14 protein-coding genes and 1 pseudogene are annotated in these 13,821 nt (G+C 68.2%); 9 read left to right on the forward strand and 6 right to left on the reverse strand.

The features are described 5' to 3' along the window. Positions 1-8 precede the first annotated feature (8 nt). Entirely contained in the window at positions 9-164 is a 156-nt protein-coding gene (locus ACX1NL_RS05560) for a hypothetical protein (protein ID WP_181888315.1), read from the reverse strand. On the opposite strand from ACX1NL_RS05560, the pseudogene ACX1NL_RS05565 reads away from it, so the two are divergent. Then, positions 133-627, forward strand: a pseudogene (locus tag ACX1NL_RS05565) (type III PLP-dependent enzyme domain-containing protein); the annotation flags it as partial. The gene ACX1NL_RS05560 and the pseudogene ACX1NL_RS05565 overlap by 32 nt on opposite strands. Before the next feature lie 37 nt (positions 628-664). Here ACX1NL_RS05565 and ACX1NL_RS05570 read toward each other — a convergent pair. Continuing rightward, positions 665-1,351, reverse strand: a complete 687-nt coding sequence (locus tag ACX1NL_RS05570) for an IclR family transcriptional regulator (protein WP_269511774.1) — start codon at positions 1,349-1,351, stop codon at positions 665-667. A 61-nt stretch (positions 1,352-1,412) separates the two neighbouring features. On the opposite strand from ACX1NL_RS05570, the gene leuC reads away from it, so the two are divergent. Together leuC and leuD are read left to right on the forward strand one after the other, a co-directional pair. Next, a complete protein-coding gene (leuC, locus tag ACX1NL_RS05575) occupies positions 1,413-2,834 on the forward strand; it encodes a 3-isopropylmalate dehydratase large subunit (protein WP_458898823.1) in 1,422 nt (473 codons plus the stop codon). Between the two features lie 12 nt (positions 2,835-2,846). Then, a complete protein-coding gene (gene leuD, locus ACX1NL_RS05580; RefSeq protein WP_458898824.1) occupies positions 2,847-3,437 on the forward strand; it encodes a 3-isopropylmalate dehydratase small subunit in 591 nt (196 codons plus the stop codon). A gap of 16 nt (positions 3,438-3,453) precedes the next feature. Here the strand turns inward: leuD and ACX1NL_RS05585 are convergent, their stop codons facing one another. Genes ACX1NL_RS05585 through ACX1NL_RS05595 form a run of 3 tightly spaced genes read right to left on the reverse strand, consistent with a single transcriptional unit; the run spans position 3,454 to position 5,421 of the window. Next, on the reverse strand, positions 3,454-3,915 hold the full coding sequence (locus ACX1NL_RS05585; RefSeq protein ID WP_070475610.1) for a hypothetical protein: 462 nt from the start codon (positions 3,913-3,915) through the stop codon (positions 3,454-3,456). 5 nt (positions 3,916-3,920) lie between these two features. After that, a complete protein-coding gene (locus ACX1NL_RS05590) occupies positions 3,921-4,385 on the reverse strand; it encodes a YbjN domain-containing protein (RefSeq protein WP_458898825.1) in 465 nt (154 codons plus the stop codon). Between the two features lie 25 nt (positions 4,386-4,410). After that, the gene (locus ACX1NL_RS05595; protein WP_458898826.1) at positions 4,411-5,421 is read right to left on the reverse strand and encodes an NUDIX hydrolase; all 1,011 of its coding nucleotides are present in this window, start codon (positions 5,419-5,421) and stop codon (positions 4,411-4,413) included. Between the two features lie 91 nt (positions 5,422-5,512). Between ACX1NL_RS05595 and ACX1NL_RS05600 the strand changes: the two genes are divergently transcribed. Beyond that, the gene (locus ACX1NL_RS05600; RefSeq protein WP_269952355.1) at positions 5,513-6,511 is read left to right on the forward strand and encodes an NAD(P)H-dependent glycerol-3-phosphate dehydrogenase; all 999 of its coding nucleotides are present in this window, start codon (positions 5,513-5,515) and stop codon (positions 6,509-6,511) included. Positions 6,512-6,562: 51 nt separating this feature from the next. Next, the gene (locus tag ACX1NL_RS05605) at positions 6,563-7,573 is read left to right on the forward strand and encodes a D-alanine--D-alanine ligase family protein (protein WP_458898827.1); all 1,011 of its coding nucleotides are present in this window, start codon (positions 6,563-6,565) and stop codon (positions 7,571-7,573) included. Positions 7,574-7,584: 11 nt separating this feature from the next. Here ACX1NL_RS05605 and ACX1NL_RS05610 read toward each other — a convergent pair whose 3' ends face one another. Next, positions 7,585-8,520 carry a DUF3515 domain-containing protein gene (locus ACX1NL_RS05610; protein ID WP_458898828.1) on the reverse strand — a complete coding sequence of 312 codons (936 nt, stop codon included), beginning with the start codon at positions 8,518-8,520 and terminating at the stop codon, positions 7,585-7,587. 34 nt (positions 8,521-8,554) lie between these two features. Between ACX1NL_RS05610 and ACX1NL_RS05615 the strand changes: the two genes are divergently transcribed. From ACX1NL_RS05615 to ACX1NL_RS05630, 4 genes are read left to right on the forward strand one after another with little or no spacing between them, the layout of a single operon-like run. After that, complete coding sequence (locus ACX1NL_RS05615) at positions 8,555-9,517, forward strand: thiamine-phosphate kinase (protein ID WP_458898829.1); 963 nt, start codon at positions 8,555-8,557, stop codon at positions 9,515-9,517. Continuing rightward, complete coding sequence (locus ACX1NL_RS05620; RefSeq protein WP_458898830.1) at positions 9,517-10,158, forward strand: uracil-DNA glycosylase; 642 nt, start codon at positions 9,517-9,519, stop codon at positions 10,156-10,158. The genes ACX1NL_RS05615 and ACX1NL_RS05620 overlap by 1 nt, the downstream gene beginning before the upstream one ends. A gap of 24 nt (positions 10,159-10,182) precedes the next feature. Beyond that, a complete protein-coding gene (locus tag ACX1NL_RS05625; RefSeq protein ID WP_458898831.1) occupies positions 10,183-11,715 on the forward strand; it encodes a DAK2 domain-containing protein in 1,533 nt (510 codons plus the stop codon). Next, positions 11,716-13,818, forward strand: coding sequence for an ATP-dependent DNA helicase RecG (locus tag ACX1NL_RS05630; RefSeq protein WP_458898832.1), 2,103 nt, complete (start codon positions 11,716-11,718; stop codon positions 13,816-13,818). The last annotated feature ends 3 nt before the right edge of the window (positions 13,819-13,821 follow it).

Raw genomic sequence — 13,821 nt, forward strand, 5'->3', positions numbered from 1 at the left:
ATAGAGCGTTAGGGGAAACGCCCCGGGTCTGGGCCAAACTCGAGTCCTTCAACCCCGGCGGCAGCGCCAAGGACCGCAGAGCCCGCGCCCTCGTCGCCGACGCCCTCGAGCGCGGCGTGCTCGGCCCGGGACTGGCAGGAGCCGACGCGCGGCGCGTGGCTCACCGAGGTACTCTCCGGCGGCGTCGCAGAGGCGCTGCGCGAGCGCGGGTTGCGTCTGTATCTTGAGCCGGGGCGCTCGCTTGTCGACGGCTGCGGGCTAACCCTTGCCGAAGTCGCCTTCACCAAGACCCGTTCCGACGGCGTGCCCCTGGTGGGCCTAACCATGAACCGCATCCAGTGCCGCACGGCCTCGGATAACTTCCTCATCGACCCCTACCTGGTCAAGCGGACCCCGCCGAGTGAGGAGATCGAGGTGTTCTTGGTCGGCGCCTACTGCATCGAGGACGAACTGATCCTGCGGCGGAAGATCCGCTTCCCCCGCGGTGTGGCGGCGGGGGACCTCGTCGCGATCCCGAACACCGCTGGTTACTTCATGCGCATCCTGGCGAGCGCGTCGCACCAGATCCCGCTGGCGAAGAACGTGGTGTGGCCCGCGGGGCGCTTGGACGACATCGACGTTCGCTGAGGCCCGTTGGCGCCCCCAGTACCAGGCCGGAGCTCGGCTAGAGCTCGGCGCTCAGCCGAGCGGTGGCGTCCTTGAGCGCGGCGCCCCACTTGGCTGCGGGGCTCGGTCCGAGCCGCTCGGCCGGGCCGGAAATAGACAGCACGGCCACCAGCGCACCGTCCGGTTGGAACACCGGCGTGGACACCGATGCGAGCCCGACTTCGCGCTCGGCCACGGATTCAGCGAAGCCGTCGTCACGGACTTGCTGCAGGTCAGCGGCGTCGAAAGGCGCGTCGACGGGGGCAAAAGCCGCGAACACGCGGGCGGCGGAGCCGGCGGATAAGGTCAGGTGGGAGCCGACCGGGACCACGTTGTGCAGTCCGCTTTCGGGTTCCGCGGCGGCGATGCAGGTGCGCGTGGTGCCGGTGAGCTGGTAGAGCTGGGCGGACTCGCCAGTGGTCTCGACGAGATCTCGAAGCACCGGGGCCGCGGCCGCGAGCAGTCTCGGCGACGGCCCGCCGGTGTAGCTGGGCAACGCGGGCCCAAGCGACCATTCGCCGCGTTCGTTGCGGGCGAGCACATGGTGCACCTCGAGTGCCGTGGCGATGCGGTGTGCGGTGGCCCGGGGCAGCTCGGTGGCGTCGCTGAGCTCTGCGAGCGATTTGTCGCCGCTGGCTACGGCCGCCACGATGGCGACTGCGCGGTCGAGCACTTTGATGCCTGATCCTTCGTTATACTGTCTCACAGTTCGAATCCTATCATCTCATTATGTGGGAAGGTGGGGAGGAAACGCGAAGGAGTTTGCTATGGCGGATACACCGTTGACGTTGGCGGAGAAGGTGTGGCGCGACCACGTGGTCAAGCAGGGCGAAAACGGCGAGCCCGACCTCATCTTCATCGATTTCCAGCTTCTGCACGAGGTCACCTCGCCGCAGGCGTTCGAGGGGCTGCGCTTGGCCGGGCGCACGATGCGCCACCCGGAGCTGCACCTGGCCACCGAGGACCACAACGTGCCCACCGAGGGGATCGTCTCCGGCCAACTGCTCGAGATCGCGGAGCCGACCTCGCGCACCCAGGTTGCCACGCTGCGCGAGAACTGCGAGGAGTTCGGCGTAACCCTGCACCCGATGGGCGACGTCAAGCAGGGCATCGTGCACACCGTCGGCCCGCAGCTGGGCATCACCCAGCCGGGCATGACCATCGTCTGCGGCGACTCGCACACCTCCACCCACGGCGCGTTCGGCTCGATTGCCATGGGCATCGGCACCTCCGAGGTGGAGCACGTCATGGCCACCCAGACCCTGCCGCTGAAACCCTTCAAGACCATGGCCATCGAGGTCACCGGCGAGCTGCAGGAAGGCGTCACCGCGAAGGATCTGATCCTGGCGATTATCGCCAAGATCGGCACCGGCGGCGGCCAGGGCCACATTATCGAGTACCGCGGCGAGGCCATCGAGAAGATGTCCATGGAAGCGCGCATGACCATCTGCAACATGTCCATCGAGGCAGGCGCGCGAGCCGGCATGGTCGCACCCGACCAGAAGACCTTCGACTACGTCCAAGGCCGCGAGTACGCCCCGACAGGCGCCGACTGGGACGCCGCGGTGGAGTACTGGAAGACGCTGCCCACCGACGAGGGTGCCACGTTCGACACCGTGGTGGAGATCGACGGCGCGTCGCTGACTCCGTTTGTCACCTGGGGCACCAACCCCGGCCAGGGCCTGCCGCTGGGCGAGAATGTGCCAGACCCGGAGGACTTCACCGACGAGACCTCCAAGCAGGCCGCCGCCAAGGCACTGAACTACATGGACCTGACCCCGGGCACGCCGCTGCGCGACATCGCCGTCGACACCGTGTTCTTAGGCTCGTGCACCAACGCCCGCATCGAGGACCTGCGCGCCGCCGCCGAGGTGGTCAAGGGCCGCACCATCGCGGAAAACACCCGCATGCTGGTGGTGCCCAGCTCCACGCTGGTCAAGCAGCAGGCGGAGGAGGAAGGCCTGGACAAGATCTTCACGGACTTCGGCGCCGAGTGGCGCACTGCCGGGTGCTCGATGTGCCTGGGCATGAATCCGGATCAGCTGAAACCGGGGGAGCGGAGTGCGTCGACAAGCAACCGCAACTTCGAGGGACGGCAAGGCCCCGGCGGGCGCACCCACCTTGTCTCCCCGCTGGTCGCCGCGGCGACCGCTGTCACCGGCCACCTTGCTAGCCCCGCAGACCTGTAAAGGAGCACTCAGATGGAGAAATTCACCACCCACACAGGTGTCGCCGTACCGCTGACGCGCTCGAACGTGGACACCGACCAGATCATTCCGGCGCGCTACCTCAAGCGCGTCTCCCGCACCGGCTTCGAGGACGGCCTGTTTTCCAACTGGCGCGAAAACGAGCCCGGGTTCGTGCTCAACCAGGACGCCTACGCCAACGGCTCCGTGTTGTTCGCAGGGCCCGACTTCGGCACCGGCTCCTCGCGCGAGCACGCCGTGTGGGCGCTGATGGACTACGGCTTCCGCGTCGTGTTCAGCCCGCGCTTCGCCGACATCTTCCGCGGCAACTCCGGTAAGGCCGGGCTTTTGGCCGCGAACCTGCCGGAAAGCGACATCGAGCTGATCTGGAAGCACTTGGAGCAGCACCCGGGCGAGACCGCCACCGTGTCGCTGGAGGACCGCACGGTCACCGTCGGCGACAACACGTTCGTCTTCGAGGTGGACGACTACACCCGCTGGCGCCTCATGGAAGGACTCGACGACATCGGGCTGACGCTTCGCGACGAAGATGCCATCAAGGCCTTCGAAGCGAAACGGCCGGCGTTTAAGCCGGCCGTGCGGTAAGCGCTAGTGGTAAGCGCTAGTCCTGCGCCGCTTCCTCGTCGAGGCGCTGGGTGACCTCCGGCGCGAACTCGGTGAGGAAGTCGCGCGAGGCGGCCACCACGCCCTGGATGCCGGTGAGGATGTGGGACTCGAACTGGTTGTCCGTGTACTCCCAGTGGCCGGGCAGGCTGTAGGCCACGCCGAGGGCGGTGATGCCGCGCTCCTCGTCCTTCAGCGCGGTGACGGTGGGGTAGGCCTTGGTGTAGTTGTACTGCTCGGCCCAGTTGCGGATGTCCTCGTAGCGATCCGCGCCGATGGAATCCACCGCGACCGAGGAGATCACGTTGATGTTCGGGGCGATGTGCGCGATTTCCAGGCCGATGCGGGCAAAGCCGGTGCGGATGGCAAACTCGCTCGCCTCGTCGTACTGCCAGCCCTGCTTGGCAAAGACGTCCTTGACGCGCTGGATGGACAGGGGCTTCAGGGTGTCGTTGCTCATGGGTGTTACGCCTCCTTAGCGCCGTCGTTGAAGGATTCTTCGAGGCCCGGGAAGGTCTCGCGCAGCTGGCCGGCCACGTGGTGGATGGCGGAGAAGAAGTACTCACACATCTCGCGCAGCTGGGTGTCGGCGAAGCCGTCGCCGGAGAAGAACGGCGCCTCGATGATCGCGATGGCGGTGCCGTCCTCGCGCAGCACCGGGTGCACGCGCACCAGCGGCAGGGTGCGGTTCATCACGTTCGCGAACTCGCGAAGCTCCTCGACGTCCTCCGGTTGATCCACAACCGCCATCCACCTAGACGTTGCCTTGAATCCCTCGCGTTCGACCTCGAAGAAGACCACCAGGCCGGGAAACGCGGTGCGGACCTCGCCGCCGTCTTCGCGGAAGTACTTCAGGTCCATGCCTTCCAGCGTGGAGGCGATGCGTTCCTGCGTCACCGGCGGGAATGCGGTGGGGGTGGGGGAAGTCATGTGAAAAATCCGTTCCTTTCTTCTGTTACAGCACCGGCAGTGCGGACGGGACGTAGTCGGCGCCGGTGAGCTGGCCGCCGTGGAAGCTCAACACCCACACGGAGCCCTTCTTCGCGTGGATCTCGGTGTCGATGGGCAGGGTGCCCTGCGCAGACAGCCAGGCGATCATGCCGGGGATGACATCGCCCTGGGCGCAGACTACGGATGTGCCGCCCTGCTCGATCACCTCGGTGAAGGCGCGCTGCGCGCCGACCATGTCGGACAGCCACGCCTCGTCGCCGAAGCGCTCGTCTACGGCCACATCGATGCCCAGCTCGTCCGCAAGCGGGGCGACGGTGGTCTGGCAGCGCTCCGGTGCGGCGGAGTAGATCCGCTCAGGAGAAAACGCGCTGAGCAGCGGGACCAGCATCTCGGACTGGCGGCGGCCCTTCTTGTCCAACGGGCGCAAGTTGTCGTCGCCGGACCACTTCTCGCGCTCGTGCGCGTGGGCGTGGCGCACGTACAAAACGCGCGCGTCCGCCGGGGTGCCGAAGCGCTTCTGAGCCTTGCGCAGCACCTGGCGGTCCAGGTCGTAGGTCATCAGCTCGCAGGCGTCGTCGATATGCAACCAGCGGATCTCGTCCACCTCGTCGTTGGGCTCGAACTCGCCGCCGGTGACCTCACCGGTCCAGTAGTAGACCACCTTCGTGGTCTTCTTCACCGGGTAGACGGTCTTGCCCAAAAGCTTGCCCAGGCGCACGTCGAAGCCGGTTTCTTCCTTGATCTCGCGCACCGCGGTCTGCACCAGGGACTCGTCCGGGTCCAGCTTGCCCTTGGCCAAAGACCAGTCGTCGTAGTGCGGGCGGTGGATGCACGCCACCTCCAGCGAGTCGGGGTTTTTCAGGTCGCCGCGCCACAGCACCGCTCCGGCGGCAAGCGTGGTGCGCTTGAACTCGCTTTGCGGATGGTTGGGGATTTGCTGCAGGCGCCCGGTGAGGAACATTTCACCGCGCGTGTCCTTGTCCTGCTCGTGCAGTTGGCGGTCGTCATTTGGCATACGTTCCATTGTGTCGCAGACTCGGCGGGCGCGCTAGGTCCGGTCAGGGTGGTACGTTGTAGCGGTTGAAAAACGCTGGGAGGACGCACTGATGGTCAACGTGGCAGTACTGGGCGCCGGTTCCTGGGGGACCACCCTTGCCAAGGTGTTCGCGGACGGGGGCAACCCCGTGAGCCTGTGGGCGCGGCGCGAAGATCTCGCCCGCACAATCCAAAACACGCGGGAGAATCCCGAGTACCTGCCCGGCATCGAGCTGCCGGCGGCCATCCAGGCCACCTCGAACGCCGCCGAAGCCCTCGAGAACGCGGCGATTGCGGTGTTCGGCGTGCCCAGCCAGACCATGCGCGACAACCTCACCCGCTGGGCGCCGGACTTGCCCGGCGACGCCACCTTGGTCTCCATCTCCAAAGGCGTGGAATCCGGCACGCACATGCGCATGAGCGAGATCATCGCGGAAGTCACCGGGGTAGAACGCGAGCGCATCGCGGTGCTGTCCGGGCCGAACCTCTCGCGCGAGGTCGCCGAGGAACAGCCGGCCGCGACCGTGATCGCCTGCGCCGACGAAAACCGCGCCAAGCTCGTCCAGGCCGCGTGCGCCACCAGTTACCTGCGCCCGTACACCAACACCGACGTGGTGGGCTGTGAAATCGGCGGCGCCACCAAGAACGTCATCGCGCTGGCCTGCGGCATGGCCGCCGGCCAGGGTTTGGGAGACAACACCCAGGCCACCCTGATCACCCGCGGCCTGGCGGAAATCACCCGACTTGGCGCAGCACTCGGGGCGGACGCGCGCACCTTCGCCGGCCTCGCCGGCATGGGCGACCTGGTGGCCACCTGCGCCTCCCCGCTGTCGCGCAACCGCACCTTCGGCGCCGCGCTCGGCGAAGGCGCGACCATGGACGAGGCCCGCGCCGCCACCAAGGGCCAGGTCGCTGAGGGCGTGGTGTCCTCGCGCAGCATCTTCCAGCTCGCCGAAGAGCACTCCGTGGAGATGCCAATCACCCAGGGCGTGTTCTCGGTGTGCCACGAAGGCATGAAGGTCGCCGACGTGATCGCCGCCCTGATGGGTCGCAGCAAGAAATCGGAGTAGTGCCCGGTAGGCTAGCTCCCCGTGATCCGCATAGCTGTTTTGTACGGTGGCATGTCCACCGAGCACTCGATTTCCTGCATCTCCGCCGACTCGGTCATGTCCCACATGCCCGCAGAATACGAGGTGTTTCCCATCGGCATCACGCAGGAAGGTGTCTGGGTCGAGGGTGTGGCGAATCCGGCGGAAGGGGCGGAGCTTCCCGTCGTCAAGCATGGGCGCGAAGTTGCGCTCTCTTTGAACCCGCAGCGCAAGGGATTGCTTTACGACGTCACCTCCGGCGAGCCCATCACCACCGTCGACGCCGTCTTCCCGGTGCTGCACGGCAAGCACGGCGAGGACGGCACAGTCCAGGGCCTGCTGGAGCTGGCCGGGGTGCCGTACGTCGGCCCGGGCGTGCTGGCGTCCGCGTGCGGGATGGACAAGGAGTACACCAAAAAGCTCGTCTCCGCGGCCGGGATCCCGGTCACGCGCGAGGTGATCTTGGACGGCGCGCGCGAGCTCACCGAGGCAGAGCGTTCGCACCTGGGACTGCCGGTGTTTGTGAAGCCCGCGAACGGCGGGTCCTCCATCGGCGTGTCCAAGGTGACCAGCTGGGAGGGATTGCCGGCGGCGGTGTCGCTGGCGCTGGAGTCCGACGGCAAGGTCATCGTCGAGGCCGAGCTGGTCGGCGACGAGGTGGAAGTCGGGGTGCTGGAGCGCCCCGACGGCACCGTCGCCGCGTCCGTGCCCGCCAAGCTCAACGGCACCGAGGATTCCGCGGAGGGCTTCTACGGCTTTGAGACGAAGTACCTCGAAGAGGGCGTCACCGCCACCATCCCGGCGCCGTACTCGGATGAGCTGATCGCCCAGTTGCAGGAGATGGCCGTGACCTGTTTTCGGGCGCTGGACTGCAAGTCGCTGGCGCGCGTGGACTTCTTCGTCACCGACAACGGGCCGGTGCTCAATGAGGTCAACACCATGCCCGGCTTCACCGCCATCTCCATGTACCCGCAGGTGTGGGCGGCCACGGGCGTGGACTACCCGGAGCTGCTGAGCACGCTGATCCGCACTGCGCTGCGGTAGGGGGTGCGGGCCTAGGCCTGCCCGGTGTGCTCGGCGATGAGGTTGGTCAGGTTCGTGATCGCCTCGTTGCTCTCCGCCTGCGGCAGCGACGCCGCCACCTGGACGTCTCGACCCATCGCGTACCAGGTGGAGGCGGTGGTGCCGTTGGCCAACTTCACGTCCTCGAACCAGGGCACGCCGTTGATCTGGTCCAGGCGCGCGCCCGGGCCGTAGTTCTCCGGGTCGGCGACGCCGCAGCGCAGCACGATCGCGTCTTGGCCTTCGGCAGACCAGGCCACGGTCTGCTCGCTCACTGCGTCGACGCGGGTGTAGCCGTCGGCGATGGAGTCGGGGGCCGCGTCGAGCAGACTGTCGCAGGAAGCAGCGCCAGCGCCGCCACCAGCTGCGAGGTCGGCGAGCGGGGCGGGGTGCTGCTCGGGGGCGGGGCCGGTCAACGCGGAGGTGTCGATGCCGGCGACGGGGGCGGTGCCGTCGCGAAGCTGTTGAGCATCGGCCGTGACGGCGATGACGGGGGAGCGGTCCACCGTGAACCAGGTGGCAAGGGGTGAGCCCGGGGTGGCGTCGTTGACTCGCAGCCAGCGCGCGCCGTCGATGTCCTCGGGCTGCGAATACGGGGTGTACTGCGCGGGCGCGTCCACGCCGCAGCGCAGGGTGATGCGCTCGGTGGAGGAGGCCTGCCACGCGGCGGCGCCTTCGGGGGCGGGCTCGGCCAGTTCGGCGCGTTTGAGGTCGGCGAGGGTGGACGGGAGGGCGTCGATAAGCGAGGTGCACTCCGCGGAAGACGCCTCGGGCGCGGGAAGTTCCGTCATCGCCACCGGCTGCAACGCAACGCGGTTGAAGAACACGCGCGCGCCGACGAGCACGCCGAGCACCAGCGCCACCGCCAGCCCAAGACTGATGTAGATGGTGGTGCGGTTAAATTGAGCATCATGCGCCGTGGAACCCATGGCGGCTGAGTCTAGTGAAAGGGTGCGCGCAGACGTGATCGAGACAGGCTTTCCCACCGGCGGGCCGACGCTGGGCGAGCTCGGCGAGCGCGAAGTCATCGCGCTGATCCGCGCCCAGGCGCCGTCCGCGCTCAACGGCGACGACGCCGCGGTGCTCGCCCAAGCTGCGCCGAACTCGCGCGTGGTGGCCAGCACCGACATGCTGGTGCAGGGCCGCCACTTCACCGCGCAGACCACCACGCCGTACCGGCTGGGGCGCAAGGCGGCGCTGCAGAACTTCGCGGACATCGAGGCCATGGGCGCGCGCCCGATCGCGGCGCTGATGGCGGTCTCCGCGCACCCGGACACCCCGGCGAAGGTGCTGGAGGAGCTCGCACGCGGGGTGGGCGAGATGGCGTCGGACTACGCCTGCGAGCTCGTCGGCGGCGATGTCACGGGCGGCGACTACCTGGTCGTGTCCGTCACGGCGATGGGGGCGCTCGGCGGCAACCGCCCGCCGCTGACGCTGGACGGGGCGCGCCCGGGCCACCGCGTGATCGCGCATGGGCGCATCGGCTACTCCGCGGCGGGTCTGGCGCTGCTGCAGGCGGGCGTGGACGTCCCGGCGCAGCTGGAGCCGCTGGTTGCCGCGCACCAGGTGCCGGAGCTGACCCCGGGCCGAGGCGTGGTGGCGCGCGCTGCGGGGGCGTGCTCCATGACGGACAACTCGGATGGGCTGATCCGGGACATCAGCCAGCTCGCGGAGGCGTCCGGGGTCGGCATCGACCTCGCGTCCAACGCGATCGCCCCCGACCAGCTGTTGGTAGAGGCCGGCGAGTTGCTCGGCATGGACCCCTGGGAGTGGGTGCTCGGCGGCGGGGAGGACCACACGCTCATCGGCACCATCGAAGGCTCCGCGCCGGTGGGATTCCGCTCCATCGGCGCGGTGACCAAGAAGCAAGGCGTGCGTATCGACGGCTCCGCGCCCGCCACCGACACCGGATGGGAGAGTTTTTAATGTTGCCCGTACACGAATCCTGGCAGGCGCCCCTGGCGCCGGTGGAGGATCAGATCCACGCCATGGGCGATTTCCTGCGCGCCGAGGGCGAGTACCTGCCGCGAGGCAACGACATCCTGCGGGCGTTTGCGGACCCGTTCGAGGACGTCCGCGTGCTTATCCTGGGCCAGGATCCGTACCCGACGCCGGGGCACCCGATGGGTCTGGCGTTTTCCACGCAGCCAGGGGTGGCCGCACCCCGTTCGTTGGTGAATATCTACAAGGAACTGCAAGCGGATCTGGGTGTCCCGCCGCGCAAGGACGGAGACTTGAGCTCCTGGTCGAAGCAGGGGATTTTGCTGCTGAACAGGGTGCTCACCGTGCGCCCGGGCGCGCCGGCGTCGCACCGCGGCAAGGGCTGGGAGGCCGTGACCCAGGCGGCGGTTGAGGCGCTGGTGGCCCGCGGCACCCCGCTGGTGGCCATCCTGTGGGGCCGCGACGCGCAGACGGCCGCGAGGTTCTTGGGCGGCACCCCGCGCATCGAGTCGCCGCACCCCTCGCCGCTGTCCGCCTCCCGCGGGTTCTTCGGCTCCCGCCCTTTCTCCCGGGCGAATCAGGCGCTGGAGAAGATGGGTGCCCAGCCGGTCAACTGGGCACTCTAAGCAGAACCTGTAAACTCTCTCAGCATGTCTGCATCTCCGCTTTCTAACGGCGCACGCCTGCTCGCATGGGCCCACCGCGCCTTAAGCGAGCTGGAGCGCAAGCGCGCGGAGATCAACGAGCTCAATGTGTTCCCAGTTCCGGATGGTGACACCGGCTCCAACATGGCGCACACGATGGCCGCGGCAGTCCAGGCCGCCGCGGAGCTGGAGGACGGCGCGGGATTGACCGAGGTCGCTGAGGCGCTGGCCGTCGGCGCGGTGCGCGGCGCACGCGGCAACTCCGGGGTCGTGCTCTCGCAGATCCTGCGCGGCCTCGCCCAGGCCGCAAACAATGGGGCGACGGAAGGCGAGATGCTCGCCGTCGCGCTCACCAACGCCGTCGGGTTCGTGGACCGCGCTATCGCGGAGCCGGTCGAGGGCACCATCATCACGGTGCTGCGCGCCGCCGCCGACGCCGCGCGCCCCAACGCGCACCTCCCGCTTGCCGACGTCGCTGCCGCCGCCACCGCCGCCGCCGAAGACGCGCTGCGGCTCACCCAGACCCAGCTGCCGGCGCTGCGCGAAGCCGGCGTGGTTGACGCCGGCGGGGCGGGCCTGGTGGCGGTGCTGCGCACGCTGACGGTTGAGGGGGACGGTGCGGGGGAACCGGAGGACGTCGATAAGCACATGCCCGAAACCCACGGCACCCAGGGCGAGCTGGAAGTGATGTTCAGCTTCCGCGGGGACTTGGAGGCGCTGAAAGGCGAGCTGGCGGGGCTGGGCGACAGCCTGATTGTCGCGCCGCTGAACGACGGCGAGGCCACGGTGCACATCCACTCCCGCGACGCCGGTAAGGTCATCGAGGCTGCATTTGCGTTAGGCGAGGTAGCTGACCTGCGCCTGGAGGTGCTCACGAGCGCCGTGGCGGCCGGCGCGCCGGAACGCCTGATCATCGCGGTGACCCCGCCGGGGTCTGTGACCAGCCTGTACGCCGCATCCGGCGCGGTGACGGTGGTGCCGGGGCCGAACGTGGCGGCGGACATGCTCGACGCGATCACCCGCTCCGGCAGCAACGAAGTGATCGTGCTGCCGAACGGGCAGCTGAGCAACAGCGAGCTCGCGGCGGTGGAGAACGCGGCGCGCGCGGTGGAGCAATCCATCACCATCCTGCCCACGGTGCGGCTGGTCTCCGGTATCGCGGCGCTGTCCGTGCACGACCCGGCGCAGCCGCTGGCCACCGCCGCCTTCGCCATGTCCGAGGCAGCCGGCGAGATGCGCACCGCGCTTGCGTTCCGCGCAGAGAAGGGCGCGCTGACCTTGGGCGGGGCGGTGGCGAGGGGCGACGTGGTGGTCACCTCACGCGGCGAGCACATGCTCATCGCGGACGAGCCGATGGATGCCGTGGAGCGTGCCTGCCGCCGCCTGCTCGAGCACGGCGGGGAACAGGTGAGCATCCTGTTCGACCCGAACGAGCTGCGCGCGGACGCGTTGGAGGAACTCGCGGGCAAACTCGGTGTCGACGTGATGGTCTATCCTGCGGACGGACTGCAAGCCTGCGCGGAGATTGGGGTGGAATAGATGCTGGGTTTCGAGGACACGCGCCCGCTCAACCTGGTCATTCCGCTGAAACAGGCCAAGGCGATAGGCAAGCACCTCGACATCCACACCTGCGGCGAGCTGCTGCGCCACTACCCGCGGCGCTACCTGCACTACGGCACCGGCGCCGATCTGGCCGGGGTGAAACCGGGCGACACGCTCAACGTCATCGGCACGGTCGTGGGCACCGAGCAACTCACCTCCAAGAAGCAGCCGAAGCGGCCCATTTACAAGGTGCACGTGGACGACGGCCGCCAGGTGTTTGTAGCCGCCTTCTTCGGCTCCCACTACGCCCAGCGCGTGCTCAAAGAGGGCCGACGGGTGATGCTGACCGGCAAGTACGACGTGTTCCGCAACCAGCCGCAGCTGTCGCACCCGGACTTCGTGCTTCTGGACGGGCCCACGCAGGCCACCGGCGCACTGCGGCAGCTCGGCCACTTCGGCGACATCGAGCAAATCATGAGCGGGCGCGAGTGGCTACCCATCTACCCGGCGGTGAAAAACGTCAGCACCTGGACCATCATGGGCGCAGTCCATGCAGTGCTCCAGGAGCTTCCGCCTATCGACGAGCCTCTCGGCTTCACCCCAATAGGATTCTTGCCCCTGAACTCGGCTGTCCACCAGATCCACGAGCCGGGCCCGCCGGGGCCCGCGCGAGCGCTGGAGCGGCTGAAGTACGACGAGGCGCTGTCCGTGGCGTTGGCGATGGGCGTGCGTCGCGCCGACGCGGAGGCCCGCAGCGCCGAGGCCCTGCCGCGGGTGAAAGGCCGCGACCAGGACCTGCTGGTGCAGCGCTTGCCGTTCCCGCTGACCTCCGGCCAGGACGAGGTGGTCGCGGAGATCACCCGCGATATGGCGCGCACCGTGCCCATGAGCCGGCTGCTGCAGGGCGAGGTCGGTTCCGGCAAGACCATTGTGGCGCTGATTGCCATGCTCCAGGCCGTGGACAACGGCGCGCAGTGCGCCTTCCTCGCGCCCACCGAAGTGCTGGTGCTGCAGCACGCCCGCTCCATGACGAAGGTGCTGATGAATGCGGGTCTGCCCACACGCGTGGTGGCGCTGACCGGGTCCATGACGGCGGCGCAGAAGCAGGACGCGCTGCTGAAGATCGTCACCGGCGAGGCCGACATCGTGGTGGGCACCCACGCGCTGATCCAGGACGGCGTGGAGTTTTTCCGCCTGGGGCTAGTGGTGGTGGATGAGCAGCACCGCTTCGGCGTGGAGCAGCGCGACGCGCTGCGGGCCAAGGCGGGGGAGGTAACCCCGCACCTTTTGGTGATGACGGCGACGCCGATCCCGCGCACCATCGCCATGACCGTCTTCGGCGACTTGACCGTGTCCACCCTGCGCGAGCTGCCCGGCGGGCGAAAACCCATCCAGTCCGCGGTGGTGCCACAGTTCAAGCCGCGCTGGGTGGCGCGCGCCTGGGAGAAGATCCGCGAGGAGGTCGCCGCCGGCCACCAGGCGTACGTGGTCTGCCCGCGCATCGACGGCGAAGGCGGCGTGCTCGAGGTCGTCGCCGAGCTCGCGTCCACCGAGTTCGAGGGGCTCAACGTAGCGTTTTTGCACGGACGGATGAAGGGCGAGGAGAAAGACACCGTCATGGCCGATTTCGCCGCCGGCGGGGTGGACGTGCTGGTGGCCACCACGGTGATCGAGGTCGGCGTGGACGTGCCCAACGCGACGGTGATGATGGTCCGCGAATCCGAGCACTTCGGCGTTTCCCAGCTGCACCAGCTGCGCGGCCGCGTGGGCCGCGGCGGCAACCAGTCGCTGTGCCTGTTCCACACGCAGGCGAAGGAGGGCACCCCGTCGTTTGAGCGTGTGTCCCAAGTCGCGTCCACCACGGACGGCTTCGCGCTGGCGGAGCTGGACCTACTCAATCGCCGTGAGGGCGACGTGCTGGGCACGCAGCAGTCCGGCATGCACCGCACGTTGAAGTTGCTCAACCTTGTGGAGGACTTCGAACTGGTGCGCCGCGCCTACGACGACGCCGCCCGCCTGGTGGCAGACAACCTTGAGTTCGCCCGTGCCGCGACCGCGGATTTCATTCCGGAGGACTTCGAGTATTTGGACAAGAGCTAGGGC

Source organism: Corynebacterium sp. CQ3829_602738 (genome assembly GCF_054478435.1).

Excerpts from the sequence above, each read along its gene's own strand:
- ACX1NL_RS05610 (WP_458898828.1), bottom strand. The coding sequence starts at position 8,520 with ATGGGTTCCACGGCGCATGATGCTCAATTTAACCGCACCACCATCTAC.
- ACX1NL_RS05625 (WP_458898831.1), top strand. The coding sequence starts at position 10,183 with ATGTCTGCATCTCCGCTTTCTAACGGCGCACGCCTGCTCGCATGGGCC.
- ACX1NL_RS05595 (WP_458898826.1), bottom strand. The coding sequence starts at position 5,421 with ATGCCAAATGACGACCGCCAACTGCACGAGCAGGACAAGGACACGCGC.
- ACX1NL_RS05590 (WP_458898825.1), bottom strand. The coding sequence starts at position 4,385 with ATGACTTCCCCCACCCCCACCGCATTCCCGCCGGTGACGCAGGAACGC.
- ACX1NL_RS05585 (WP_070475610.1), bottom strand. The coding sequence starts at position 3,915 with ATGAGCAACGACACCCTGAAGCCCCTGTCCATCCAGCGCGTCAAGGAC.
- ACX1NL_RS05600 (WP_269952355.1), top strand. The coding sequence starts at position 5,513 with ATGGTCAACGTGGCAGTACTGGGCGCCGGTTCCTGGGGGACCACCCTT.
- leuC (WP_458898823.1), top strand. The coding sequence starts at position 1,413 with ATGGCGGATACACCGTTGACGTTGGCGGAGAAGGTGTGGCGCGACCAC.
- leuD (WP_458898824.1), top strand. The coding sequence starts at position 2,847 with ATGGAGAAATTCACCACCCACACAGGTGTCGCCGTACCGCTGACGCGC.
- ACX1NL_RS05620 (WP_458898830.1), top strand. The coding sequence starts at position 9,517 with ATGTTGCCCGTACACGAATCCTGGCAGGCGCCCCTGGCGCCGGTGGAG.
- ACX1NL_RS05630 (WP_458898832.1), top strand. The coding sequence starts at position 11,716 with ATGCTGGGTTTCGAGGACACGCGCCCGCTCAACCTGGTCATTCCGCTG.
- ACX1NL_RS05605 (WP_458898827.1), top strand. The coding sequence starts at position 6,563 with ATGTCCACCGAGCACTCGATTTCCTGCATCTCCGCCGACTCGGTCATG.